Raw genomic sequence first — 24,868 nt, 5'->3', positions numbered from 1 at the left:
ACACCGGTACGAAAGTGCCCCCACATCACGTCGGACACCTAAGGACACAACTGATGGAGCTCGGTCTCGTCGGCCTCGGCAAGATGGGCGGCAACATGCGCGAGCGGATACGCCGCGCAGGCCACACCGTCATCGGATACGACCGCAACCCCGACCTCGCGGACGTCCACAGCCTCTCTGAGCTTGTGGACAAGTTGACGGGCCCCCGCGTGGTCTGGGTGATGGTCCCGGCCGGCGCCCCGACCCAGTCGACCGTCGACGAGCTGGCCGAGCTGCTGGAGCCCGGAGACGTGGTCGTGGACGGCGGCAACTCCCGCTGGACCGACGACGAGAAGCACGCGCGGGAGCTGGCGGCCAAGGGCATCGGGTTTGTCGACTGCGGTGTCTCCGGCGGTGTGTGGGGCCTGGAGAACGGCTACGCGCTGATGTACGGCGGCGACGCGGAGCACGTCGCCAGGGTGCAGCCGGTCTTCGACGCGCTCAAGCCGGAGGGCGACTTCGGCTCGGTGCACGCGGGCAAGGTCGGCGCGGGCCACTTCGCGAAGATGGTCCACAACGGCATCGAGTACGCGATGATGCAGGCGTACGCGGAGGGCTGGGAACTCCTGGAGAAGGTCGACTCGGTGGACAACGTCCGCGAGGTCTTCCGCTCCTGGCAGGAGGGCACGGTCATCCGCTCCTGGCTGCTCGACCTCGCGGTCAACGCGCTGGACGACGACGAGCACCTGGAGCAGCTGCGCGGCTTCGCCCAGGACTCCGGCGAGGGCCGGTGGACCGTCGAGGCGGCCATCGACAACGCCGTGCCGCTGCCCGCGATCACGGCCTCGCTGTTCGCGCGGTTCGCCTCCCGCCAGGAGGACTCGCCGCAGATGAAGATGATCGCCGCGCTGCGCAACCAGTTCGGCGGTCACGCCGTGGAGAAGAAGTAGTCCACAGGGCGCAGCCGTCCGCCGGGCGCCGGTCCGCAGGCCGGTGAAACCACAGGTGGTCCACAGGGCACGTACACCGGACACCGGACGGTTCGCACGACACGGGACCGCTCGGCGGTCCACCCGCTGGAGGAGGCCGGCGAACGACCATGCACGTCACGCATCTGTCGCTGGCCGACTTCCGCTCGTACGCCCGGGCCGAGGTGCCGCTCGACCCGGGCGTCACCGCGTTCGTCGGCCCCAACGGCCAGGGCAAGACCAACCTCGTCGAAGCGGTCGGCTACCTGGCCACCCTCGGGAGTCACCGGGTCGCCTCGGACGCCCCGCTGGTCCGCATGGGCGCCGAGCGGGCGGTGATCCGGGCGCAGGTGCGGCAGGGCGAGCGGCAGCAGCTGGTCGAGCTGGAGCTGAACCCGGGCCGTGCGAACCGGGCCCGCATCAACCGGTCCTCGCAGGTCAGACCGCGTGACGTGCTCGGCATCGTCCGGACGGTGCTGTTCGCGCCGGAGGATCTCGCCCTGGTCAAGGGCGACCCGGGCGAGCGTCGCCGCTTCCTCGACGAGCTGATCACCGCCCGTTCTCCGCGTATGGCAGGTGTCCGCTCCGACTACGAGCGGGTCCTCAAGCAGCGCAACACGCTCCTGAAGTCCGCGGCGCTCGCGCGGCGGCACGGTGGGCGCTCCATGGATCTGTCCACGCTGGACGTGTGGGATCAGCACCTCGCGCGCGCGGGTGCGGAACTGCTGGCCCAGCGTCTGGACCTGATCACCACGCTGCAGCCGCTCGCGGACAAGGCGTACGAGCAGCTGGCGCCCGGCGGCGGGCCGGTGGCCCTGGAGTACAAGCCGTCAGCGCCCGGTGAGGCGCACACGCGCGAGGACCTGTACGCGCAGCTCATCGCCGCGCTCGCCGATGCCCGCAAGCAGGAGATCGAACGGGGTGTCACCTTGGTCGGCCCGCACCGGGACGACCTGGTGCTGAAGCTGGGGCGGCTGCCCGCCAAGGGGTACGCCTCGCACGGCGAGTCCTGGTCCTACGCCCTCGCGTTGCGCCTGGCCTCGTACGACCTGCTGCGTGCGGAGGGCAATGAGCCGGTGCTGGTCCTGGACGACGTCTTCGCCGAGTTGGACGCCCGGCGCCGGGAGCGGCTGGCCGAGCTGGTCGCGCCCGGTGAGCAGGTCCTGGTCACGGCGGCGGTCGACGACGATGTGCCGCACGTGTTGTCGGGGGCCCGGTTCGCCGTGTCGGGCGGGGCGGTGGAGCGCGTATGAGCGCCGAGAACGAGCCGGGGGCCGGGAAGGCGCCGAAGGCGGCCCGGCAGGGTCCCGAGCCCTCGGGTGTCGACCTGGCGCGGGTGGCGTTGCGCGCGGCCAAGGAGGCGGCGCGCGCGCGGGGTGAGGCGGCGCAGCAGAAGAGGCAGGTGCGGCGCGGTGGGCTGCGTTCCGGTGCGCGTGGCGACGGTCGCGACCCGATGGCGCTGGGTGCGGCCATCAACCGGCTGATCACCGAGCGCGGGTGGGAGACTCCGGCCGCGGTCGGCGGTGTGATGGGGCGCTGGCCGCAGATCGTCGGGGCGGACGTGGCCAAGCACTGTGTGCCGGAGAGGTACGACGAGGACGAGCGGGTGCTGGCGGTGCGCTGTGATTCGACGGCGTGGGCGACGAACCTGCGGCTGCTCGCGCCGACGCTGGTCGCCCGCCTCAACGAGGACCTGGGGCACGGCGCGGTCCGGTTGATCAAGGTGCAGGGTCCCGGGGGCGGTGCCCGTCGGTACGGTCCGTTGCGCGCGCCCGGGAGTACGGGGCCCGGCGACACCTACGGATGACGGATGGCGCCGCGCCTTCGGGTGCCGGGTCGCGGCCCGGCCGGTGGTCGGTGGCGCCGTGCGACACGCGGTGGACCGCCGCCCGCGGCGGGTGACAGAGATCACATCGGGTGGTTGCGGAGGGTGGTGTGCGGGTGTCGCGGAGGGCTCCCTCACACACCCGCACGCGCTTGCGAATCCCGACCTGACCCCGGAGTAGCGAAGGGTTGACGCCCGGAAGCGCTGAGTGCCGCTGTGAGCCTCTTGGAGCCCCCTTCCGTATATCGGGACCCGGCCAAGACCGGTTCAGGGCGCCACATGCGGACCCAGGTACCGGCAAACCCCCATCACTGTCGGCGCTACCGGTAGACTGGAAGACAATCCCGCCCCGAACGTGGGGACCGTCCGGGAAAAGCTGAGCAACGCTGATCAAGGCTTACCAACGCAACATGCCGCAGCCGCTCCGGCAACCCTCCCCGGAGGGGGCACCCCCAGGAGCCCGGCTCGTGCTGTGCCAGAAAGGGCGCTTCGTGGCCGATTCCGGCAACCCCAACGAGAACATCCCGTCCACCGACACCGGCGCCGATGAGCCGGTGGCCTCTCCGAGCGGTGAGGCCACCGCCTCGTACGACGCCAGCGCCATCACCGTCCTCGAGGGTCTGGACGCGGTCCGCAAGCGACCCGGTATGTACATCGGCTCCACCGGCGAGCGCGGTCTGCACCACCTTGTGTACGAGGTCGTCGACAACTCCGTCGACGAGGCACTGGCCGGGCACGCGGACACGATCGACGTGACGATCCTGGCCGACGGCGGGGTCCGCGTCGTCGACAACGGCCGTGGCATCCCGGTGGGCATCGTCGCCTCCGAGGGCAAGCCGGCCGTGGAGGTCGTGCTCACCGTGCTGCACGCGGGCGGCAAGTTCGGCGGCGGCGGCTACGCGGTCTCCGGCGGTCTGCACGGCGTCGGCGTGTCCGTGGTGAACGCCCTGTCCTCCAAGGTCTCCGTCGAGATCAGGACCGACGGCCACCGCTGGACGCAGGACTACAAGCTGGGCGTGCCCACCGCCCCCCTGGTCAAGCACGAGGCGACGGAGGAGACGGGTACCTCGGTCACCTTCTGGGCCGACCCGGACATCTTCGAGACCACCGAGTACTCCTTCGAGACGCTTTCGCGGCGCTTCCAGGAGATGGCGTTCCTCAACAAGGGTCTGACGATCCGGCTGACCGACGAGCGTGAGTCGGCGAAGGCCACCAGCGGCGCGGACGAGGCGGGCGCCGACCAGAAGGACGAGGTCAAGACCGTCACGTACCACTACGAGGGCGGCATCGTCGACTTCGTGAAGTACCTCAACTCCCGCAAGGGAGAGGTGGTGCACCCGACGATCATCGACCTGGAGGCCGAGGACAAGGACAAGAGCCTGTCCCTCGAGGTCGCCATGCAGTGGAACGGCGGCTACAGCGAGGGTGTGTACTCCTTCGCGAACATCATCCACACGCATGAGGGCGGTACGCACGAGGAGGGCTTCCGTGCGGCCCTGACCAGCCTGATCAACAAGTACGCGCGCGACAGGAAGCTGCTGCGCGACAAGGACGACAACCTCACGGGCGACGACATCCGCGAGGGTCTGACCGCGATCATCTCGGTCAAGCTGAGCGAGCCGCAGTTCGAGGGCCAGACCAAGACCAAGCTGGGCAACACCGAGGCGAAGACCTTCGTCCAGCGGGCCGTCTACGAACACCTGAACGACTGGCTGGACCGCAACCCGGTCGAGGCGGCGGACATCATCCGCAAGGGCATCCAGGCGGCCACCGCCCGTGTGGCGGCCCGCAAGGCCCGCGACCTCACCCGCCGCAAGGGGCTGCTGGAGTCCGCGTCCCTGCCGGGCAAGCTCTCCGACTGCCAGTCGAACGACCCCGCCAAGTGCGAGATCTTCATCGTCGAGGGCGACTCCGCCGGCGGTTCGGCCAAGTCCGGCCGCAACCCGGAGTACCAGGCGATCCTCCCGATCCGCGGCAAGATCCTCAACGTCGAGAAGGCGCGGATCGACAAGATCCTGCAGAACCAGGAGATCCAGGCGCTGATCTCCGCCTTCGGCACGGGTGTGCACGAGGACTTCGACATCGACAAGCTCCGCTATCACAAGATCATCCTGATGGCGGACGCCGACGTCGACGGCCAGCACATCAGCACCCTGCTGCTGACCTTCCTGTTCCGCTTCATGCGGCCGCTGGTCGAGGCCGGGCACGTGTACCTGTCCCGTCCCCCGCTCTACAAGCTCAAGTGGGGCCGGGACGACATCGAGTACGCCTACTCCGACCGCGAGCGCGACGCGCTGATCGAGATGGGCCGGCAGCGCGGCAAGCGCGTGCGCGAGGACTCGATCCAGCGCTTCAAGGGTCTCGGCGAGATGAACGCCGAGGAGCTGCGCGTGACCACGATGGACCAGGAGCACCGGGTCCTCGGCCAGGTCACCCTCGACGACGCCGCCCAGGCCGACGACCTGTTCTCGGTCCTGATGGGCGAGGACGTCGAGGCCCGCCGCCAGTTCATCCAGCGCAACGCCAAGGACGTCCGTTTCCTCGACATCTGAGTCGGTCTCAGCTGACCGCACCAGGAAGGATCCCCACCAGCAATGGCCGACGAGAACACCCCCGTCACCCCTGAAGAGGGCGGCGAACTCGCGATGCGTGTCGAGCCCGTCGGGCTCGAGACGGAGATGCAGCGTTCCTACCTCGACTACGCGATGTCCGTCATCGTCTCGCGTGCGCTGCCCGACGTCCGGGACGGCCTCAAGCCCGTCCACCGCCGCGTCCTGTACGCCATGTACGACGGCGGCTACCGCCCCGAGCGCGGCTTCTACAAGTGCGCCCGCGTCGTCGGCGACGTCATGGGCAACTACCACCCGCACGGTGACTCCTCGATCTACGACGCCCTGGTGCGCCTCGCCCAGCCGTGGTCGATGCGGATGCCGCTGGTGGACTCCAACGGCAACTTCGGCTCGCCGGGCAACGACCCGGCCGCGGCCATGCGGTACACCGAGTGCAAGATGGCGCCGCTGTCGATGGAGATGGTCCGCGACATCGACGAGGAGACCGTCGACTTCACGGACAACTACGACGGCCGCTCCCAGGAGCCGACCGTCCTGCCCGCCCGCTTCCCGAACCTGCTGATCAACGGATCGGCCGGCATCGCGGTCGGCATGGCGACCAACATCCCGCCGCACAACCTGCGCGAGGTCGCCGCCGGCGCCCAGTGGTTCCTCGAGAACCCGGACGTCTCGCACGAGGAGCTGCTGGACGCGCTCATCGAGCGCATCAAGGGCCCGGACTTCCCGACCGGCGCGCTGGTCGTCGGCCGCAAGGGCATCGAGGAGGCGTACCGCACCGGTCGCGGCTCCATCACCATGCGCGCGGTGGTCGAGGTCGAGGAGATCCAGAACCGCCAGTGCCTGGTGGTCACCGAGCTGCCGTACCAGGTCAACCCGGACAACCTCGCCCAGAAGATCGCCGACCTGGTCAAGGACGGCAAGATCGGCGGCATCGCCGACGTCCGCGACGAGACGTCCTCCCGCACGGGCCAGCGCCTGGTCATCGTCCTCAAGCGGGACGCGGTCGCCAAGGTCGTCCTGAACAACCTCTACAAGCACACCGACCTCCAGACCAACTTCGGCGCCAACATGCTGGCCCTGGTCGACGGCGTGCCGCGCACCCTCTCGCTGGACGCGTTCATCCGCCACTGGGTGACGCACCAGATCGAGGTCGTCGTGCGCCGGACCCGCTTCCGGCTGCGCAAGGCCGAGGAGCGCGCCCACATCCTGCGCGGCCTGCTGAAGGCCCTGGACGCCATCGACGAGGTCATCGCGCTGATCCGGCGCAGTGAGACCGTCGAGGTCGCCCGCGGCGGCCTGATGGGCCTGCTGGAGATCGACGAGATCCAGGCCAACGCCATCCTGGAGATGCAGCTGCGCCGGCTGGCCGCCCTGGAGCGCCAGAAGATCGTCCAGGAGCACGACGAGCTGCAGGCGAAGATCAACGAGTACAAAGAGATCCTCGCCTCCCCGGTCCGCCAGCGCGGGATCGTCAGCGAGGAGCTGGCCGCGATCGTCGAGAAGTACGGCGACGACCGCAAGACCAAGCTGATCCCCTACGAGGGCGACATGTCCATCGAGGACCTGATCGCCGAGGAGGACATCGTCGTCACGGTCACCCGCGGCGGCTACATCAAGCGGACCAAGACCGACGACTACCGCGCCCAGAAGCGCGGCGGCAAGGGCGTGCGCGGGGCGAAGCTGAAGGAGGACGACATCGTCGACCACTTCTTCGTCTCCACCACGCACCACTGGCTGCTGTTCTTCACCAACAAGGGCCGCGTCTACCGCGCCAAGGCCTACGAGCTGCCGGACGCCGGCCGGGACGCGCGCGGCCAGCACGTGGCGAACCTGCTGGCCTTCCAGCCGGACGAGGCGATCGCCGAGATCCTCGCGATCCGCGACTACGAGGCCGTCCCGTACCTGGTGCTGGCCACCAAGGGCGGTCTGGTCAAGAAGACGCCTCTGAAGGATTACGATTCGCCTCGCTCCGGCGGCGTCATCGCCATCAACCTGCGGGAGCGGGAGGACGGCAGCGACGACGAACTGATCGGCGCGGAACTCGTCTCGGCCGACGACGATCTGCTGCTGATCAGCAAGAAGGCGCAATCGATCAGGTTCACCGCCTCGGACGACACCCTGCGCCCCATGGGCCGCGCCACCTCGGGCGTGAAGGGCATGAGCTTCCGCGAGAGCGACGAACTGCTGTCGATGAATGTGGTGCGACCCGGTACGTTCGTGTTCACTGCCACCGACGGCGGGTACGCCAAGCGGACCCGGGTCGACGAGTACCGCGTCCAGGGCCGCGGCGGCCTCGGCATCAAGGCCGCCAAGATCGTGGAGGACCGCGGATCGCTCGTGGGCGCGCTGGTCGTCGAGGAGAGCGACGAGATCCTCGCGATCACGCTCTCGGGCGGAGTGATTCGCACGCGAGTCAGCGGGGTCAGGGAGACGGGCCGTGACACCATGGGCGTCCAACTGATCAACCTGGGCAAGCGCGATGCCGTCGTCGGTATCGCACGTAACGCCGAGGCGGGACGCGAGGCGGAGGAAGTCGACGGCGACGTGGCCGTGGACGAGACCGCCGAAGGTGTCGCGACCACCGGCACGGACGAGGGTGAGGTGCCCTCGGCCGAGTAGCACGAGGAGTGAGTCATCGTGAGCGGAGCCACGGGCGCCGGATCGTCCGGTACCTCCACTGGTACGGAATCGGGCGGCGGCCGTGGCTCCGCCGCGCGTGCGACGGACTCGCACACCACCAACCTCAACGCGATCAAGTCGTCCGCGACCGACTCGCACTCGCCCACGCACAAATCCCAGGGGGGAACGGTGACGGACACCCGAGGCCCGCAGACGCAGGGCCAGCCCGCGGCCGGCCGGCAGGCGGGCTCCCCGCTGCCCGGTGAGCGGCAGTCCCAGCAGCACACGGGCCCGTACCACCCGCCGCAGGCCTACCAGGCGTCCGCCGGGGCCGGGGACCGGTCCGGCACCGTGCGACGGCCGCGCACGGGCGCCCGGACCACCCCGCGCACGCGCAAGGCGCGGCTGCGCGTGTCCAAGGCCGACCCGTGGTCGGTGATGAAGGTCAGCTTCCTGCTCTCCATCGCGCTGGGCATCTGCACCGTCGTGGCGTCCGCCGTGCTGTGGATGGTCATGAACGCGATGGGCGTCTTCTCGACGGTCGGCGGGACGATCTCGGAGGCGACCGGCTCCACCGAGTCGAACGGCTTCGACCTCCAGTCCTTCCTCTCCCTGCCGCACGTCCTGATGTTCGCGACGATCATCGCCGTCATCGACGTCGTCCTGGCGACGGCCCTGGCGACCCTCGGCGCGTTCATCTACAACCTCTCGGCGGGCTTCGTCGGCGGTATCGAGCTGACGCTGGCCGAGGACGAGTAGGACGTCCCGACGACGTGTGGGACGTCTCCCGGCGAGACGTCTGCCGGGAGGCCCGCAAGCGGTGTCAAACCTCCGCCGACGGCCTCCCGGCAACCGATTTTGGGACTGCCCCCCTCGTGCGCTAATCTTCAGGAGTCAGCGCGCGGGACATACACCGCAGAGCACGGCGGGGCTATAGCTCAGTTGGTTAGAGCGCATCCCTGATAAGGATGAGGCCACAGGTTCAAATCCTGTTAGCCCCACAGCAGCAGAACGAAGAGAGCGGGCGTCCCTGGTGGGGCGCCCGCTCTCTTTGCGTCGGGGTGCTCGTGGGCCGCTTGCCCGCTTGCCCGCTTGCCCACGTCCGCACGTGCGCCGCTCGTCCACTCGGCTACGTCCGGTCGTCCCGACGTACCGCAGGCCGCAGGCACGGGAGCGCGCGGACGTCCTGCTGGAGGCGGCGGGGAGCGCTGCTGCCCTGCCGGGGCGCCGTATCCCTGGGGTGTGCGGGCCGGCGGGGCCGTCGGCGGGTGCTGGCTGCCCTGGGGGAGCACCTGTAGCCGGTCATGCCCGTCATCCCGGTCACGTCGTCCTGCCTGTCCCGCCCCAGCCGGTTCGGTCGGTCTCGCGGAGGTCGGTGTCGGGCTGTTCGCGGGCATGGGAAGGCCCCGGTCGGCGGGCCGACCGGGACTCGGTGTCGCTGGTGGTGCGGTGGTGCGGTGGTGTTGTTTCGGTGGTGCAGTACGCGGATCGCCGTTACGTCATGGGTGCTGATGCGGGCCCCGGGGGCGCCGGGGCGGCCCTGTCAGCGCTGGAGCGGGATGTTGGGGCGGGCTGGAGGTTCCGCGGGGTCGCACTCGGGATCGGTGGCGAGCGACGGGGCGTCTGCCGACGGGCGATGGCGGCAACTCGGGGACTTTCCGTGAGCCTCGGCCCGGATCCGCTGTTTCATCGTAGGAGGCAGGGCATGGGACCTGGACCTGGGCCAGGAAGCTGTCGTCTGGGCCGGCACCCTCGCGGTGGTGCTCTTGGGCGCCGTCTCGGGCTGCGGAGCGGCCGTGGCCGCCGTGGCGGTCGTGGTGACGAGTCCGAGCGCCGTGCAGAGCGCGAGGAAGGCGGTGACGATGGCTGTCCACAACTTCATGACCTTGTGCTGGTCCATGGCCCCTCACTTTCGGGTTGGGCGATTTGCGTACTTTGCTCATCATGTGTATGAGCGCCGCGAAGTGGTGGACCGACGCCCGTGGCGCGGGGATCTTCGGATGAACACCACTCGGATGGACGCATGAGCGGCGGAAAGCCGCGGAGCCGGGAGGGAGGCGGCCCGGCAGCACCGTCCGTGAGGGTGTGATCACCCTCCGATCGGCCTGGTTCGACGGGTGTCTACTGCGTTCCCGTACCGGACAGTTGAGGGCCGATGCAGGTCACCGATCGATATCGGTCGGTGTGTATAGTCGGGCGGCAGAGGTCCCCTACGTCAAGGAAAGACGAGGTCGCGCGGTGAAGAAGCTTCTCCTGGTCGCACTGGCCGCCATCGGCGGGCTCCTCGTGTACCGCCAGATCCAGGCGGATCGCGCCGAGCAGGATCTGTGGACGGAGGCGACCGACTCCGTGCCCACCGGTTCGTGAGCAGCGACATCCAGTACTGAACAGAGCAGACCCCGGCCGCCGTAGCGGTCGGGGTTTTGTGTGTGCGGGTGCGGCTTCCGCCCGGGTCACGTGTTGCGGACCCGGGCCGTGTGGGATAGCCCCCGCTCCGGGAGGCGGGTGTTTCGGACGCTCGGGCCGAATGCGCGGACGGCGCAACGCCCGCCGGGGCAGGATGGCCGACGTCCGGAAGGCGGCGGCTGAAGCGAGGGGGCGCGGGATGAGACGGCCCAAGGCTGGACGGCGGGCTCCTGCGGGACGGCCCGGCAGCGTTCCTCGCGGTGGGCACGCGCCCCGGGACCGGGCGGGCCATCGAGATCCGGGCAGCAGCCGTCGAGATCCGGGCAGCGATCGGGACGTGGGCGAGCCGCGGGGACTCCGGGCGTGGGGCGCCATCGGCCCGCGTACGGCCGTCCGCGCGCGGGTGTCGGCCGTGGCGGCGGCCCTGGGGCTCCTGGCCGCCCTCACCGCCGCGGCGGGGCCGAGCGCCGCGGCGGCCCAGGTGCCTGCCCCGTACGCCGTCGCCGCCGGGACGCCGGGCCCGTACGCCTTCGCCGACGGCGTCCCGTCCGTCGCCGGAGCCGCGACCACCGCGGACGCGGTACGGCTCGCCCCCGGCCGCACCTACCGCAGTTCCCTGCCGAGGAACGGGAGGCTGTACTACCGCCTCGACCTCGACGCCGCGTCCGCCGCCTACGTCTCCGCCACGGCCGTCCCCGGCCCCGGCACCACCGTCTCCGCCACGGACGGCCTCAGGGTCTCCGTGCACGATGCCCACGGCGGTTCCTGCTCCTACCAGGCCACCCGGTTCGGCACGAGCCGCAGCCCGCACCCCGTCGCCGCGTGGGGAGCGCGCGAGGCCGCCCCCGGCCACGCGCTGTGCCGGGGCGCCGGCGCGTACTACGTCCTCGTCGAGCGCATCACCGCCACCGGCTCCTCGCCGGACACCTGGCCCCTGGAACTGACCACCGCGTCGGAGCCGCCCCTCGAGCGGAGCGGAGCGACGGCCGCGCCCCGGTCCTGGGACTCGGCCTCCCCCGAGCCGGTCACCGGGAAGGCCGTGGAGCGGGCGGGCGGCGCCGGGTTCGAGCGGGCCACCCCGGTCGGGCAGGGGGTGTGGCGGGGCCGCGTCCGCCCCGGCGGGACGCTGTTCTACCGGGTGCCCGTGGACTGGGCGCAGCGACTGGACGCCACGGCGGACCTCGCGGGTGCGGGCGGCGGCAGCGGCTACGCCGACGGTGCGCTGACGCTGTCGCTGTACAACCCGGTGCGCGGCTCCGTGGAGGAGGCGTACGCCGGTTACAGCGGTCGGCGCACGGCCGCGGCGCTGGCGCCGCTGCCGCCCGTCGCCTACGCCAACCGCTACGGCTTCGCCGACCAGGTCAAGGCCATGCGGTTCGCGGGCTCCTACTACCTGGTCGTGCACCTCGCCGCCCAGACGGCGGACGCGTTCGGTGACGGGCCCTACGAACTCACCCTGCGGGTGCGGGTGAGCGGTGCCGCCGGGGCGGGCCCGGGGTACGCGGGCCGGTCCGAGCCGGGAGGCCTGTTCGAGGTCGCCGCCGGGGACCGGGGAGCGGCGAGTGCCGCCGGCGGTGCCGGGGCGGTGGGCGGCTCCACGGGGCTACGGGTGCTCGCGGCGGGCGGGATCGGCACGGGGACCGCCCTGCTGGCCGTCCTCGGGGTGTGGACGCTGACCGCCCGGCGCCGGGCGGGGGCGGGCGGCCCTCACAGCCGGGTCAGCGCCCACAGGCCCACGGCGTAGCAGGCCAGGGCGAGAACGAGCAGGGGGACGGCCACCGCCACGGGCGGACCCGGGCGGCGCGGACGCTCGGCACGGTGCCGTGAGATGCCCTGCGCGGGAACGGCGGCCTGCGGGGGCTGGGCGGTGTACGAGGAAGTACGGGCATCGGCGTGCGGCTGCGTCACCGCAGTGGGCGGGCCGTCGTGAGGCCGTGGTGCGCGCGGGCCGGGGGAGGGCAGCAGCGCATGGGTGAGGTCGGGGGGCAAGACGTGGACGGAAGGAGGGCCGCCCGCGGGCGGCCGCAGGGGAAAGTCACCGGTGCCCGATGCCGTGGCGGGCCGCCCGGCCCCTCCGGGGGACGAGCGGGCGTCCTGCGGCCCAGCGTCCTTCGGTCCAACGCCGTGCGGCCCAGTGTCGTGCGGCCCAGCGTCCTTCGGTCCAACGCCGTGCGGCCCAGCGTCCTTCGGCTTCTCGGCCACGGCAGAGGCCGCGGGGCCGTTCGGGCCGAAACCCGGGGGAAGGGGGCCGAGTTGGTCGAAGATCTCGATCGGCTCGTCGGTCGGGCCCGGCTCCACAAGGAGCTCGACCGCCGCTGCCAGTGCCTTGCGCGCCCCTGTGGCGGTGCGGAAGCGGGCCTGCGGGTCCGGCTGCAGCAGGCCGGCCACGACCTGCCACAACGGCTCCGGGACGCCCTGCGGCGCGCTCGGCGTCCCGTGCTCGGCGAAGTGCTCCACGAGCGCCCTGGCGTCCGGTTTGGCGCCCTGCAGCAGATAGAGGGCGACCAGACCGGTGGCGAACAGGTCGGCGGGGAAGTCCGGCTCGGCGCCCATCATCTGTTCGGGTGACAGATAACCCGGCGTCCCGACGACCAGGTTCGTCTCGGTGAGCCGTGGTTCGCCCAGCCGCGTCGCGATGCCGAAGTCGGACAGCCGCAGCCTGGGACGCCCGGTCCCGGTGGCTTCCAGGAGCACGTTGGCGGGCTTGACGTCCCGGTGTACGACCCGCTCCGCGTGCACCGCGGCGAGCCCCGCCAGCAACTGGTCCAGCAGGGTGCAGACGAACACCGGGGGCAGCGGTCCGTAGTCCCCGACCAGATGGACCAGCGAGCCACCGGCCACCAGGTCCATCGTGAACAGGACCTTGTCGTCGTCGGCGGCCCAGCTGGCCGGGGCGAGCACATGCGGGTGGTCGATCCGCATCGCCTGTTCCCGCACGAAGCGCAGCAGGGAATGCGCGTCGCTCTGCTGGAGGACCTTTGCGGCCACATACCGGTGGCGGCGGTGGTCCCAGGCGCGCCAGACCGCGCCGACCCCACCGCGTCCGATCGGGTCGGCCAGCTCGTACCGGCCGGCGAAGACCTCACCCATGGCTGTGCGTCGCTCCTCCCCCAGGGGTCCCCCCGTTGCTTCCCCCGCGGCGCGCGGTACGACCCCTCCCGGCGGGGTCAGTTCTGGTGGGACTGGTAATGCGCCACGGCGTCGGAGGTGCGGCCCGCCCCGTACACCCGCAGGAAGTCGGCCAGTTCGGGGTGGGTGGGGGCGAGGCTGTCCGCGGCCTCGATGATGTCGCCGGCCGCGGCGACCGAGCGGAGCAGCGACTGGATCTCGCGGACCACGCGCTTGACGGTCGGCGCCCCTGAACTGCTCGTCGTCTGGGTCGTGTTGCTCAGCACCGAACCCCCCTGCGACCTCTTGATCTCTTCCATGCGCTCGCTCGCCTCGGCCGCGCTGACGCTGCCGTCGGCCACCTGGCCCGCCAGTTCCTGCAGCAGCTGCACCCGCTGGACCACCGCCGGGTTGCCGATCTTCGCCCGCTGGCCGCTCATCAGCTGCGACAGCATCGGTGCGGACAGCCCCAGCACCCCCGCCAGACGCGCCTGGTTGAGCCCGAGATCGTCTATGAGCTTACGGAAGAGCGCCCCCAACGGCTCCCCGTACCAGTTCCGCTGCAGTTCCCGCGCTCTTGCGGTGGCTTCCTGCTGTGCGGCGTCCATTGCGTCTCCCCATCGCTTCCCCAAGTACCGCGGTTCGCTGTAGCGAACCACGCGGAGCATCTTACGGAGAGTGGTCGGCCACGGGGACCCCCAATCTTTTTACAGATCCGGGGGGTGACCCGGTACTCTGGTCTGCGGCACCCGACCGGTGGGCGGTTCCTCCGGCCGGATGTTCCTCTTTCGGGGCCTTAGCTCAGTTGGTAGAGCGCTGTCTTTGCATGGCAGATGTCAGGGGTTCGACTCCCCTAGGCTCCACGGACACCAAGAAGCTCCCCCTCGATCCGGAACGTACGGATCGAGGGGGAGCTTCGTCGTGCCACCCGTGTGAAGCCGGCCGGGGCCGTGGCGAGGCCGGACCAGGTCAGCCGTTCTCGTCGCGGTCCGCCTGCTCCTCGGCCTCCTTAACCTCGACCTCGGGGTCCAGCACGCTCTGGCCGCTGCCGTCGACCGAGGAGAGGCGGCCGGCCTCCGGAACCTCGGTGGCGGCCGGCGGCTCCACCAGCCAGTCGGGATTGGCCTGCTTGTCCCACCACTTCCACGCGGCGAAGGCGCCGCCCGCGAGAGCACCGGCGATCACCAGCACCTTCGCGACGCGGCCGACCCGCGCCTTCCGGCTCCGCCTGCGGGCCAGTTTCTGGATCTTCTGCGCCGGGACCTGGCCGCGCAGCGCGACCAGCGCGGCCGCACCGCGCGCGGCGGCCTCGTCCGCGACCGGCGCCGCGGCGGCCATCGCCTGCTCGATCCTCGGCCTGGAGTACTCGGCGGCCTGCCGGGCGGCCTTGCGGGTGCGCTCGGCGGCTTCCTGGGCGGCCTGGTCGAACTTCGGCGGCACATAGGTCATGGCCTGCGTGCGGGCCTGTTCGAGCCGGGGCGCGACGTAGGCGCCGTACTGGACGCGGGCCTGGTCGGCGGCGAGCGACACCCTCGGCGCGAGCCGTACGCGTGCCTCGTGCGCGTAGTGCGCGGCCCTCTCCTTGGCGGTGTCGGCGTAGGGCGCCACCACTTCCGCGGCGTGCAGCACGCTGTCCTTCGCCGAGCCGGTCGCGGCGCGCACGCTGTCGATGCGGGTCACGGGTTCCTCCTCCTCGGTGGCGTACGGTAATCCGACTGTCCACCCTTTTACGGATCATGCCTGTCAACGAGCCCGGAGGCTTGCGAGAGAGCGCATCCGGGTCATGTGCGCCGCCTCGAATCAGGACGGCTCTTCCGGCCGAGCGGCGTCGGGAGCCGACGACCGACGACCGACCGACGACCGACGAACATGGACACGAATCGTCTGGAACAGTGGATGAAAGGGAACAGGTAGGGGATAAGGGACAACAGGAGCTTGTCGACGACAATGCCACGGATCGTCGCACCGCGCTCCCGTCCCGTGACGACTCGCCCCGATTTCCGCAACCGATTCCTTCGGATCGCCGCCCCGAAGCGGCCGCCGGGCGACTCAGGACGCGCGCCGTGCGAGGATCGGGGAGTCACAGGAAGACAACGGAAGGCAGATCGTGGCTCAGCAGCTCTACGCCACCTTGAAGACCAACCACGGCGACATCAAGGTCCGGCTCCTGCCGGACCACGCCCCGGAGACGGTCCGCAACTTCGTGGAACTCGCCACGGGCCAGCGCGAGTGGACCAACCCCACCACCGGCGAGAAGACCACGGCGAAGCTCTACGACGGCACCGTCTTCCACCGCGTGATCAGCGGCTTCATGATCCAGGGCGGCGACCCGCTGGGCAACGGCACCGGTGGCCCCGGCTACCAGTTCAAGGACGAGTTCCACCCGGACCTCTCCTTCAACAAGCCCTACCTCCTGGCCATGGCCAACGCCGGCCCGGGCACCAACGGCTCGCAGTTCTTCATCACCGTCGCCCCCACCGCGTGGCTGACCCGCAAGCACACCATCTTCGGTGAGGTCGCCGACGAGGCCGGCACCAAGGTCGTCGACGCCATCGCGGGCACGAAGACCAACCCGCGCAACGACCGTCCCGTCAAGGACGTCGTCATCGAGTCGGTCGTCATCGAGACCCAGGGCTGAGCCGAGGGCCACGCCCCGGCAGCCCTCCCCGGGCGACCGGCCCGGGAGGACAGCCCTCCCCGGACGACCGACGCCGGGGGAACCAAACGCCCCGCTCGTCCGTAGGGATGAGCGGGGCGGTGTGTTGCCCACGGTGAGCCGTACTGTGCCCCACCGAGCCGTACACCGCCCGTGACCAACGTGAGGGGACCCCATGGACCAGGCGCCAGGCAGCCCGCAGGTCGGGCAGGACGGCCCGGGCGCGCCCACCTGCTACCGGCACCCGGACCGGGAGACCGGCATCCGCTGCACGCGCTGCGAGCGGCCGATCTGCCCCGAGTGCATGGTCAGCGCCTCCGTGGGTTTCCAGTGCCCCGACTGCGTCCGCAGCGGCTCGGGCACCGGCCAGTCACCCACCGCCTCCCGGCCACGCACCGTGGCGGGCGGCACGGTGACCGCCGACCCGCGGCTGTTCACGAAGATCCTCATCGGGATCAACCTGGCCTTCTACCTGGTCCAACTGTCCGTGGGGAACTCCTTCACCGAGCGGTTCGAGTTGGTGGGCCAGGCCTACCTCCCCACGCTCGGCTCGGTCGGCGGCGTCGCGGAGGGCCAGTGGTACCGGTTGCTGACCGCGATGTTCCTGCACGGCGGCTACCTCCACATCGCGTTCAACATGCTCAGCCTGTGGTGGGTCGGAGGCCCGCTGGAGGCCGCCCTCGGCCGCGCCCGCTACCTTGCGCTCTACTTCGTCACCGGGCTGGCGGGCAGCGCCCTCAGCTACCTGGTCGTCGCCCCGAACCAGCCGTCCGTCGGTGCCTCGGGCGCGATCTTCGGCCTCTTCGGCGCGCTGGCCGTGCTGATGCGCAGGCTGCGCTACGACATGCGTCCGGTGATCGCGCTGCTCGTGATCAACCTGCTGCTCGCCTTCCGGGGCGGGATCGCCTGGCAGGCCCACATCGGCGGCCTCGTCGCCGGGGTGGTGGCCGGGTACGCGATGGTCCACGCGCCGCGCGAGCGGCGCAACCTGGTGCAGTACGGGACCTGTGCGCTGGTGCTGGTGGCCGTCGTCGTGATGACGGTGATCAGAACCGGCCAGCTCACCTGAGGAGTCCGGCCGGGCCCGGAGAACGGGGCCGCGGGACGCCGTTCCGTACGGTTGTCCACAGTGCGTGCCGCATCCTGTGCACTGTGTGCGGGAACAGCTGTGCCCCCTGTCGCTCACCTGTGTCTGTGCAGGTCAGGCAGGGGGCGGGAGGGCCGGCTGTGGGTGGTGTGACAGTCTTACCGGGGTCAACGGGGGATGGGTTATCCACAGATCGTCGTGTTTTCCCCAGGCTTGGTGTGGAAATTTCTACCAGGCTGTGGATAACTCAGCGGATACCCGTGGGCAGAACTGGGTTCACCCCTTGGCGGGCCTTACTTCCACTGCGTGGAGACGCCGAATCCGGCGGCGATGAAGCCGAAGCCGACGACGATGTTCCAGTTGTCGAGCGCGTCGATGGGCAGCGAGCCGTCGGTCACGTAGAAGACGACGATCCAGGCCAGGCCGATGACGAACATGGCCAGCATGACCGGGGCCACCCAGCCGCGGCTCTCCAGTTTGATCACCGTGCCCTGCTTGGCGGGCGGCGGCGTGTAGTCGGCCTTCTTGCGGATACGTGACTTCGGCACGAGGGTCTCTCCTGTCGATGCGCTGCGTGGCCGCGCAGGGAACTGGACTGGCTCCGGGGCAGCGTACAAGGGGACTGCCAGGGGAGAACCAGCGCTCCCCCGGGCGTCCGTTAGCGTAGTGCTTCCGCGGTGCCGAAGGAGATAAGGGTACGTTGAGCAATTCCGCCGACTCCCCGGGGACGGGTGCCGACCCCGGCCGCACACGCCGTTTCCCGCCCGCGCGAATCCTCACCGTGGCCGTCTTCGCCCTCGCCGGACTGCTCTTCATCACCAGTTTCAACACGGCCAAGGGCACCAACATCCGCACGGACACCTCGCTGCTCAAACTGTCCGACCTCGTCCACGAACGCAGCCGCAAGAACAAGGAACTGGACGAGTCCAACGCGTCGCTGCGCGGCGACGTCGAGTCCCGGGCCCAGAGCGACGGCGGCAGCACCAAGGCGCAGGACGAGAAGCTGACGGGCCTGGAGGACGGCGCGGGGACGCGGCCGCTGAAGGGCAAGGCCGTCACCGTCACCCTCAACGACGCCCCGCCGAACGCCACCGCCAAGCTCCCCGGCTACCCCGAGCCGCAGCCGGACTACCTGGTCATCCACCAGCAGGACCTCCAGGCCGTGGTCAACGCGCTGTGGAACGGCGGCGCCAAGGGGATCAAGGTCATGGACCAGCGGCTGATCTCCACCAGCGCGGTGCGCTGCGTGGGCAACACCCTGATCCTCCAGGGCCGCGTCTACTCGCCGCCGTACAAGATCACGGCGGTCGGGGACCCCGGCAGGCTGCAGAAGGCCCTCGCGGACTCCCCGGCGATCCAGAACTACATGGTGTACGTCAACGTCTACGGCCTGGGCTGGAAGGTCACCGAGGACGGGGCGGCCACGCTGCCCGGCTACACCGGCACGGTGGACCTGCACTACGCCCGGCCCGTGGCGTAGCCGGCCAGGGTGATCCGGTCCGGAAGGCCGGAATCCGAGGGCATCGCGCCGTTAGTCTGGTGCGGTACGGCGTGAATCCGGTGCCGTGGGGAGACGGAAGGGACGGCATGTACGGCTGGATCTGGCGGCATCTGCCGGGCAACGCGTGGACGAAGGCCCTGATCTCACTGGTGCTGGCCCTGGCCGTGGTCTACGTCCTGTTCCAGTACGTCTTCCCGTGGGCGGAGCCGCTGCTTCCCTTCAACGATGTGACGGTGGACAACCAGTGAGTGCGCGGATTCTCGTCGTCGACAACTACGACAGCTTCGTCTTCAACCTGGTCCAGTACCTGTACCAGCTGGGCGCCGAGTGCGAGGTGCTGCGCAACGACGAGGTGTCGACCGCGCACGCCCAGGACGGCTTCGACGGTGTACTGCTCTCCCCCGGCCCCGGCACGCCCGAGCAGGCCGGCGTGTGCGTGGAGATGGTCCGGCACTGCGCGGCCACCGGCGTGCCCGTCTTCGGGGTCTGCCTGGGCATGCAGTCCATGCAGGTGGCGTACGGCGGTGTGGTGGACCGGGCGCCCGAGCTGCTGCACGGCAAGACCTCGCCGGTCGAGCACGCGGGCAAGGGCGTCTTCGCGGGGCTGCCCTCCCCGTTCACCGCGACCCGTTACCACTCGCTGGCCGCCGAGCCCGCGACCGTCCCGGCCGAGCTGGAGGTCACGGCCCGTACGCCCGACGGGATCGTCATGGGGCTGCGTCACCGGGACCTCCCGGTGGAGGGCGTGCAGTTCCACCCCGAGTCGGTGCTGACCGAGCACGGGCACCGGATGCTGGCCAACTGGCTGGCGGAGTGCGGCGACGCGGGTGCCGTGGCGAGGTCGGCGGGGCTCGCCCCGGTGGTGGGCAGGGCCACGGCGTGACCGCGCTGCGCCCCGAGCGCGAGTCCGGCGCCGACCGCTACGGCACGGAGGCCTACGCAGCCTCCGGGGACCCGTACGCGGTGGCGCCGTACGACTCGTACGGCTCGGTGGCGCCGTACGGCACGGGCGGTCCGTCGGCGGACCCGTACCGGCTGCCCACCGACGACGAGACGATGGCGCTGCGCGTCGCCGATCCGGCCGGAGCGGCAGGGACGGCGCCCGGGGCTCCGGGGCACTCGGTGGGCTCTGCCGCCCGTTCCGGGGCCGGGGTGGCCGGTGTGCCGTACGGGGGTCGCGCGGCCCGCAGGAAGGCCACCAGGAGCCGTCACAGCCGTCACAGCCGCCGCCGGGGCGCCGGGTCGGCGGCGGCCGGGCCTTCCTCGGAGGACGGCGGGCCGTCGGCGCCGCTGTCCCGGGTGGAGGCCCGTCGGCGGGCGCGGGAGCGCAGGCCCGGTGCGGGCGTCGTCGTCAGCCGGGCCGTGGGCGAGCTGTTCATCACCACCGGTGTGCTGATGCTGCTGTTCGTCACGTATCAGCTGTGGTGGACGAACGTCCGTGCGCACGCGCAGGCGGGCAGCGAGGCGCACCAGTTGCAGGACGACTGGGCGAGCGGCAAGCGCAGTCCGGGCGCGTTCGAGCCGGGGCAGGGATTCGCCATCCTGCACATTCCCGCGCTGGACGTGGTGGTGCCGATCGCGGAGGGCACCAGCAAGACGAAGGTGCTGGACAAGGGGATGGTCGGGCACTACGGCAAGGGTGACCTGGACACGGCGATGCCGGACGCGAGGACGGGCAACTTCGGGCTCGCGGGCCACCGCAACACCCACGGGGAGCCCTTCCGGTACATCAACAAGCTCAAGCCGGGCGACCCGATCGTGGTGGAGACGCAGGACGCGTACTACGTGTACAAGATGACGTCGACGCTGCCGGTGACCTCGCCCGGCAACACCGCCGTCCTGAACCCGGTGCCCAGGGGGTCGGGTTTCACGGGACCCGGTCGCTACATCACGCTCACCACGTGCACACCGGAGTTCACCAGCAAGTACCGCTTGATCGTCTGGGGCAGGATGGTCGAGGAACGGCCGCGCAGCAAGGGGAAGCCGGATGCGCTCGTCAGTTAAAGGGCAGAGGGAACAGTGGCAGCGACCGCGGACGACACGGCAGAGCACACAGAGGACGGCCCCGCACCACGCCCGCGCCGCCGGCGCGGCGGCCGGCTGGCCCTGGCCGTCAGCGTGTTCGGCGAACTCCTCATCACGGCGGGTCTGGTCCTCGGCCTGTTCGTCGTGTACTCCCTGTGGTGGACGAACGTCATAGCGGACCGCAAGGCCGACCGGCAGGGCCACAGGATCCGTGACCAGTGGGCGCACTCCGCCCCCGGCGGGCCCGGCGCGCTGGACACGAAGGACGGCATCGGCTTCCTGCACGTGCCGTCCATGCACAACGGCGAGGTGCTGGTGAAGAAGGGCACCTCGACGGACGTCCTGAACGACGGTGTGGCCGGCTACTACGTGGACCCCGTCAAGGCGGCCCTGCCGGAGACCGGCAAGGAGGGCAACTTCACCCTCGCCGCCCACCGGGACGGCCACGGTGCGAAGTTCCACAACATCGACAAGGTGGAGAAGGGCGACCCGATCGTCTTCGAGACCCGGGACAAGTGGTACGTCTACAAGGTCTACGACATCCTCCCGGAGACCTCGAAGTTCAATGTCGACGTCCTCGCCCAGGTCCCGAAGGAGTCGGGCGTGAAGAAGCCGGGCCACTACATCACGCTCACCACCTGCACACCGGTCTACACCTCGCGGTACCGGTACGTGGTGTGGGGCGAGCTGGTCCGCGTGCAGAAGGTCGACAGCAAGCGGACGCCGCCGGCAGAGCTGCGCTGAGGTGGGCGGGAACGCGGGAGGATTTCGTGCTCTAGCATGGCGGAGGCCCGAAGTCGCAAGCTAGGGATGCGACTTCGGGCCTTGTGCTGCCGCCTGTGGGCTCTACTTCAGGACCGTGAGCATTTCGCCTGCGTCCCACCTTTCCAGCAGGGTGCGGTGCACGGCGGTGATCCCGGCCTCGGCGGCGATGCTCAGGGCTTCCGGTGTGAAGCGGCACGTCGCGACGTAGAGGGCCACGTCCGAGGCGTACAGCACCTTGGCGGACCCGACGAACTTCTGCAGCTCGGGGCTGGTGATCCGCAGGTGGGGCGCGAACCTCTTGCACTGGACGGCGAGACGCCGGCCGTCGGCCGTGAGAGCGGTGATGTCGACGCCCCGGTCTCCGTGGCGCCCCAGGACGGCTACGTCGGTGCAGCCGTCGCGGCGCAGGAGCATGGCGATGTGGTGCTCGAACTCGCGGCCGGTCATGGCGTCCATGGCGGCCATGACTCCGGCGAGAGGGCGGTCCTGGCGGGGGCTTTCCAGCCGGCGCAGGCGGGTGTGGTGCTGCCGCAGCCGCCGCTCGATGTGCTGGACGCCCGTTCGCAGGACGATCAGCTCCCGCTGGTGTTCCCCCGCTGTCTCGATCAGGGCGTTGAACATGGGGACGACGGTCTTGCCGAGGATGTGAGTGATGCGCTGGTCGATGCGGTCGTCGATGCGTGCGTCGAGGGTGGCGATGTCCGGCTGCGGTGAGTTTTCCACAGGCTGTGTGCGGGCCAGGTATTCCATGTCGAGGAGGTACACACGCGCCTGACGTGCGACTTCGCTGTCGCGGAGCAGCATGGCGACGTTGAGGACGGCTCGGCGTGGGTACAGCGCCAGTGATCGGGAACGTGACTGGATCCCACTGACCTCCTTGAAGGAGGTCAGTTCTGTACCTGACAGGACGCGGTACCCGTTGGCCACCAACTCTGTCCGGTGATCGAGCACCAGAGACTCGATGGCCTTCCGGCTCACCTCGAAGTAGGTCGCCACCATCGCCGTCGTCACGTGCATTCCGTCCGGGAGGAGTGACAGGGCCTTCACCCGGTCGAGTACGTCCGTGCGGTCCATGACGCTGTGGCGCAGGCTCCTGGATTCCAGGAGTGCGGAGTCGGTGATCACGGTCTGCCCTTCTGTTCGTGTGCTGAGCACATGGCCAGGGCAGAGCGTTCGGAGTCCCCACCCCATCGGATCAACGAGGGTTCGTGGGCGAGGACACGAGCGAGGTGCGGGCAGGTGTGCGACAGGGCCCCGGCTGCTCTCGGGTGGAGCGCGGCCGGGGCCCGGGTGTCACGGGTGGCGGTGGGGGTCAGCCGAAGAGGCCGCCGTGGTTGTCGCCGCCGTTGCCGCCGTTGCCGTGGTTGTTGCCGCCGCCGCCGTTGCCGCCGATGGTCGTCAGCGTGATCTGTGTACCGGCGGGGTCGTCGACCTGCTGGCCCGGCTGCGGGTTCTGCTGGACGACGTAGGCGTTGTCGTTGTCCCCGCTGCCGTTGAACTGGATGTTGGTGAAGCCGGCGGCGGTCAGGATCTGCTTGGCTTCCGCCACCCTCTTGCCCTGCACACCCGGTACCTGCGTCTTCTGCTGGACCTGCTTGCCGACCTGGATCGTCACCTTGGAGCCCTTGTCGACCTGCTGGCCGGGGCCGGGGACGGTGTTGATGACCTTGCCGGCCTGGTTGGGGTCGCTGTTGTCCACCTCGACGCATTCGCCGGCGAGGTTGTTCGCCTGCATCTGCTGCTTGGCGGCGTCACAGGTCTGGCCGGTGACCGTGGGTACGGTGGCCTTCTCGGCGGCCTTGGCGACCGTCAGGGTGATGGTCGAGCCCTTCTCGACCTCCTGGCCCAGGCGCGGGTCCTGCTTGAGCACCGTGTCCGGATTCTCCGCGGACTCCTCGTACTGGACCTTGACCGTGAGGCCGTAGTCCTTGCCCTCGAGCTGGCTCTTGGCATCGTCGAGGGACTGCCCGATGACACTCGGCACCGCCACCTTCGGCGCCCCGGTCGACAGCACCAGGTTGACCGTGTCGCCCTTCTTGATGTCGGTCTTGGGCGCGGGCTCCTGGGAGCAGACCTTGCCCTTGGGCTGGTCGTCGCAGGTCTTCTTGGTGAAGGCGAGTTTCAGGCTGATGTTGTCCGCGGAGGTCTGGGCCTCGTCCCTGGTCTGGCCCACGAAGTTCGGGGCGGGGATCGTGCCGCTGGCCGAGCTGTGGCCGGTGAAGACGTACTTCCCGATCAGGATGGCGCCGACGAGGACCAGGACGGCGGCGACGATCAGGAGGATCGTGGAGGTGTTGGACTTCTTCTGCTGCTGCCGGCCGCGCCGGTCGGGGCGTTCGTCGTAGCCGTAGCCGCCGTCGTCCGGGTTCATGGGCGGCAGCATCGTCGTGGCGGCGGCCCCCGGGTCGGAGCGCAGCGCGGTCGTCGGCTGGTCGTCGGGGTAGCCGCCGTAGCCGACCGCGCCCATGGCGGCCGTGGCGGCGACGGGCTGGCCGTCGAGGCAGGCCTCGATGTCCATGCGCATCTCGTCGGCCGACTGGTAGCGGTAGTCGGGGTCCTTGACCAGGGCCCGCAGCACGATCGCGTCCATCTCGGGCGTGATCTCGGGGTCGAAAACGCTCGGCGACTGCGGTTCCTCGCGGACGTGCTGGTAGGCGACCGCGACGGGTGAGTCCCCGACGAACGGGGGCCGGACGGTGAGCAGTTCGTACAGCAGGCAGCCCGTGGAGTACAGGTCCGAGCGTGCGTCGACCTGTTCGCCCTTGGCCTGCTCCGGGGAGAGGTACTGGGCGGTGCCGATGACCGCGGCCGTCTGGGTCATGGTCATGCCGGAGTCGCCCATGGCGCGGGCGATGCCGAAGTCCATGACCTTGACCTGGCCGCCCCGGGTCAGCATGACGTTGGCCGGTTTGATGTCGCGGTGGACGATGCCGCTGCGGTGGGCGTACTCCAGGCCCTGGAGGATGCCGATGGTCATCTCCATGGCCCGCTCGGGGAGCAGCTTGCGGCCGCTGTGCAGCAGCTCACGGAGTGTGGATCCGTCGACGTACTCCATCACGATGTACGGGATCGAGACCCCGTCGATGTAGTCCTCGCCCGTGTCGTAGACCGCGACGATCGCGGGATGGTTGAGCGAGGCGGCCGACTGGGCCTCTCGGCGGAACCGGGCCTGGAAGGAAGGGTCGCGCGCCAGGTCGGCGCGGAGCGTCTTCACCGCCACGGTGCGGCCCAGGCGGGTGTCATGCGCGAGGTACACCTCCGCCATGCCACCACGGCCGAGCACGTGGCCCAGCTCGTACCGGCCGCCGAGGCGACGCGGCTCTTCCATAGCTACCTACCAGCCCTCTCCGTCGGTCCCG

At 70.3% G+C, this 24,868-nt stretch carries 22 protein-coding genes and 2 tRNA genes; 17 read left to right on the top strand and 7 right to left on the bottom strand.

Features of this window, described 5'->3' with window-relative positions; all coding sequences use genetic code 11:
- The first annotated feature begins 53 nt into the window (after positions 1-53).
- The 7 genes from gnd (at position 54) to AB0G56_RS10100 (ending at position 8,962) form a co-directional block, all read left to right on the top strand.
- Complete coding sequence (gnd, locus tag AB0G56_RS10130) at positions 54-929, top strand: phosphogluconate dehydrogenase (NAD(+)-dependent, decarboxylating) (protein WP_360966475.1); 876 nt, start codon at positions 54-56, stop codon at positions 927-929.
- Between the two features lie 149 nt (positions 930-1,078).
- On the top strand, positions 1,079-2,200 hold the full coding sequence (gene recF, locus AB0G56_RS10125) for a DNA replication/repair protein RecF (protein WP_360966472.1): 1,122 nt from the start codon (positions 1,079-1,081) through the stop codon (positions 2,198-2,200).
- Complete coding sequence (locus AB0G56_RS10120) at positions 2,197-2,754, top strand: DciA family protein (protein ID WP_360966469.1); 558 nt, start codon at positions 2,197-2,199, stop codon at positions 2,752-2,754. Before recF ends, AB0G56_RS10120 begins: the two co-directional genes overlap by 4 nt.
- Before the next feature lie 485 nt (positions 2,755-3,239).
- On the top strand, positions 3,240-5,324 hold the full coding sequence (gene gyrB, locus AB0G56_RS10115; protein ID WP_360966466.1) for a DNA topoisomerase (ATP-hydrolyzing) subunit B: 2,085 nt from the start codon (positions 3,240-3,242) through the stop codon (positions 5,322-5,324).
- Positions 5,325-5,366: 42 nt separating this feature from the next.
- On the top strand, positions 5,367-7,961 hold the full coding sequence (gyrA, locus tag AB0G56_RS10110) for a DNA gyrase subunit A (protein ID WP_360966463.1): 2,595 nt from the start codon (positions 5,367-5,369) through the stop codon (positions 7,959-7,961).
- A gap of 18 nt (positions 7,962-7,979) precedes the next feature.
- A complete protein-coding gene (locus AB0G56_RS10105) occupies positions 7,980-8,720 on the top strand; it encodes a DUF3566 domain-containing protein (RefSeq protein WP_360966460.1) in 741 nt (246 codons plus the stop codon).
- 168 nt (positions 8,721-8,888) lie between these two features.
- Positions 8,889-8,962 (top strand) — tRNA-Ile (locus AB0G56_RS10100).
- A gap of 542 nt (positions 8,963-9,504) precedes the next feature.
- Here the strand turns inward: AB0G56_RS10100 and AB0G56_RS10095 are convergent.
- Positions 9,505-9,861 (bottom strand): DUF6344 domain-containing protein, encoded by a 357-nt coding sequence (locus AB0G56_RS10095; protein WP_360966457.1) that lies wholly within the window; start codon positions 9,859-9,861, stop codon positions 9,505-9,507.
- A 338-nt stretch (positions 9,862-10,199) separates the two neighbouring features.
- Here AB0G56_RS10095 and AB0G56_RS10090 point away from each other — a divergent pair, with 338 nt between their 5' ends.
- Entirely contained in the window at positions 10,200-10,328 is a 129-nt protein-coding gene (locus AB0G56_RS10090; RefSeq protein WP_003999697.1) for a DLW-39 family protein, read from the top strand.
- Positions 10,329-10,704: 376 nt separating this feature from the next.
- Positions 10,705-12,111: a hypothetical protein gene (locus AB0G56_RS10085; protein WP_360966454.1), complete on the top strand. Its 1,407-nt coding sequence runs from the start codon at positions 10,705-10,707 to the stop codon at positions 12,109-12,111.
- Here AB0G56_RS10085 and AB0G56_RS10080 read toward each other — a convergent pair.
- Complete coding sequence (locus AB0G56_RS10080) at positions 12,075-13,457, bottom strand: protein kinase (RefSeq protein WP_360966451.1); 1,383 nt, start codon at positions 13,455-13,457, stop codon at positions 12,075-12,077. The two genes, AB0G56_RS10085 and AB0G56_RS10080, sit on opposite strands and share 37 nt — an antisense overlap.
- A gap of 77 nt (positions 13,458-13,534) precedes the next feature.
- A complete protein-coding gene (locus tag AB0G56_RS10075) occupies positions 13,535-14,083 on the bottom strand; it encodes a DNA-binding protein (protein WP_360966449.1) in 549 nt (182 codons plus the stop codon).
- Positions 14,084-14,265: 182 nt separating this feature from the next.
- Between AB0G56_RS10075 and AB0G56_RS10070 the strand changes: the two genes are divergently transcribed.
- Positions 14,266-14,338, top strand: a tRNA-Ala gene (locus AB0G56_RS10070).
- A gap of 106 nt (positions 14,339-14,444) precedes the next feature.
- On the opposite strand, the gene AB0G56_RS10065 is transcribed toward AB0G56_RS10070, so the two are convergent.
- A complete protein-coding gene (locus AB0G56_RS10065) occupies positions 14,445-15,155 on the bottom strand; it encodes a DUF5324 family protein (RefSeq protein ID WP_360966446.1) in 711 nt (236 codons plus the stop codon).
- A gap of 427 nt (positions 15,156-15,582) precedes the next feature.
- On the opposite strand from AB0G56_RS10065, the gene AB0G56_RS10060 reads away from it, so the two are divergent.
- Together AB0G56_RS10060 and AB0G56_RS10055 are read left to right on the top strand one after the other, a co-directional pair.
- A complete protein-coding gene (locus tag AB0G56_RS10060; protein WP_360966443.1) occupies positions 15,583-16,113 on the top strand; it encodes a peptidylprolyl isomerase in 531 nt (176 codons plus the stop codon).
- Positions 16,114-16,306: 193 nt separating this feature from the next.
- Positions 16,307-17,200, top strand: a complete 894-nt coding sequence (locus AB0G56_RS10055) for a rhomboid family intramembrane serine protease (protein WP_360966440.1) — start codon at positions 16,307-16,309, stop codon at positions 17,198-17,200.
- 311 nt (positions 17,201-17,511) lie between these two features.
- Here the strand turns inward: AB0G56_RS10055 and crgA are convergent, their stop codons facing one another.
- Entirely contained in the window at positions 17,512-17,766 is a 255-nt protein-coding gene (gene crgA, locus AB0G56_RS10050) for a cell division protein CrgA (RefSeq protein WP_018569173.1), read from the bottom strand.
- Positions 17,767-17,918: 152 nt separating this feature from the next.
- On the opposite strand from crgA, the gene AB0G56_RS10045 reads away from it, so the two are divergent.
- From AB0G56_RS10045 to AB0G56_RS10025, 5 genes are all read left to right on the top strand, one after another.
- Complete coding sequence (locus AB0G56_RS10045) at positions 17,919-18,698, top strand: DUF881 domain-containing protein (protein ID WP_360966436.1); 780 nt, start codon at positions 17,919-17,921, stop codon at positions 18,696-18,698.
- A 107-nt stretch (positions 18,699-18,805) separates the two neighbouring features.
- The gene (locus AB0G56_RS10040) at positions 18,806-18,967 is read left to right on the top strand and encodes a hypothetical protein (RefSeq protein ID WP_360966433.1); all 162 of its coding nucleotides are present in this window, start codon (positions 18,806-18,808) and stop codon (positions 18,965-18,967) included.
- The gene (locus AB0G56_RS10035) at positions 18,964-19,602 is read left to right on the top strand and encodes an aminodeoxychorismate/anthranilate synthase component II (protein WP_360966430.1); all 639 of its coding nucleotides are present in this window, start codon (positions 18,964-18,966) and stop codon (positions 19,600-19,602) included. The genes AB0G56_RS10040 and AB0G56_RS10035 overlap by 4 nt, the downstream gene beginning before the upstream one ends.
- Positions 19,599-20,723 (top strand): class E sortase, encoded by a 1,125-nt coding sequence (locus tag AB0G56_RS10030; RefSeq protein ID WP_360966427.1) that lies wholly within the window; start codon positions 19,599-19,601, stop codon positions 20,721-20,723. Before AB0G56_RS10035 ends, AB0G56_RS10030 begins: the two co-directional genes overlap by 4 nt.
- A gap of 15 nt (positions 20,724-20,738) precedes the next feature.
- Positions 20,739-21,488 (top strand): class E sortase, encoded by a 750-nt coding sequence (locus AB0G56_RS10025; RefSeq protein WP_360966424.1) that lies wholly within the window; start codon positions 20,739-20,741, stop codon positions 21,486-21,488.
- 102 nt (positions 21,489-21,590) lie between these two features.
- On the opposite strand, the gene AB0G56_RS10020 is transcribed toward AB0G56_RS10025, so the two are convergent.
- Both AB0G56_RS10020 and pknB read right to left on the bottom strand, forming a co-directional pair.
- The gene (locus AB0G56_RS10020; RefSeq protein ID WP_360966421.1) at positions 21,591-22,634 is read right to left on the bottom strand and encodes a restriction endonuclease; all 1,044 of its coding nucleotides are present in this window, start codon (positions 22,632-22,634) and stop codon (positions 21,591-21,593) included.
- Positions 22,635-22,821: 187 nt separating this feature from the next.
- Entirely contained in the window at positions 22,822-24,837 is a 2,016-nt protein-coding gene (pknB, locus tag AB0G56_RS10015) for a Stk1 family PASTA domain-containing Ser/Thr kinase (protein WP_360966418.1), read from the bottom strand.
- Between the last annotated feature and the right edge of the window lie 31 nt (positions 24,838-24,868).

Source organism: Streptomyces sp. NPDC021356 (assembly GCF_040641015.1).
Lineage (GTDB): Bacteria > Actinomycetota > Actinomycetes > Streptomycetales > Streptomycetaceae > Streptomyces.
The sequence above is the reverse complement of the archived record's forward strand: the minus strand, read 5'-3'. Positions and strand labels throughout refer to the sequence as shown.

Excerpts from the sequence above, each read along its gene's own strand:
- AB0G56_RS10080 (WP_360966451.1), bottom strand. The coding sequence starts at position 13,457 with ATGGGTGAGGTCTTCGCCGGCCGGTACGAGCTGGCCGACCCGATCGGA.
- gyrA (WP_360966463.1), top strand. The coding sequence starts at position 5,367 with ATGGCCGACGAGAACACCCCCGTCACCCCTGAAGAGGGCGGCGAACTC.
- AB0G56_RS10075 (WP_360966449.1), bottom strand. The coding sequence starts at position 14,083 with ATGGACGCCGCACAGCAGGAAGCCACCGCAAGAGCGCGGGAACTGCAG.
- recF (WP_360966472.1), top strand. The coding sequence starts at position 1,079 with ATGCACGTCACGCATCTGTCGCTGGCCGACTTCCGCTCGTACGCCCGG.
- pknB (WP_360966418.1), bottom strand. The coding sequence starts at position 24,837 with ATGGAAGAGCCGCGTCGCCTCGGCGGCCGGTACGAGCTGGGCCACGTG.
- AB0G56_RS10120 (WP_360966469.1), top strand. The coding sequence starts at position 2,197 with ATGAGCGCCGAGAACGAGCCGGGGGCCGGGAAGGCGCCGAAGGCGGCC.
- gnd (WP_360966475.1), top strand. The coding sequence starts at position 54 with ATGGAGCTCGGTCTCGTCGGCCTCGGCAAGATGGGCGGCAACATGCGC.
- AB0G56_RS10095 (WP_360966457.1), bottom strand. The coding sequence starts at position 9,861 with ATGGACCAGCACAAGGTCATGAAGTTGTGGACAGCCATCGTCACCGCC.
- AB0G56_RS10040 (WP_360966433.1), top strand. The coding sequence starts at position 18,806 with ATGTACGGCTGGATCTGGCGGCATCTGCCGGGCAACGCGTGGACGAAG.
- AB0G56_RS10055 (WP_360966440.1), top strand. The coding sequence starts at position 16,307 with ATGGACCAGGCGCCAGGCAGCCCGCAGGTCGGGCAGGACGGCCCGGGC.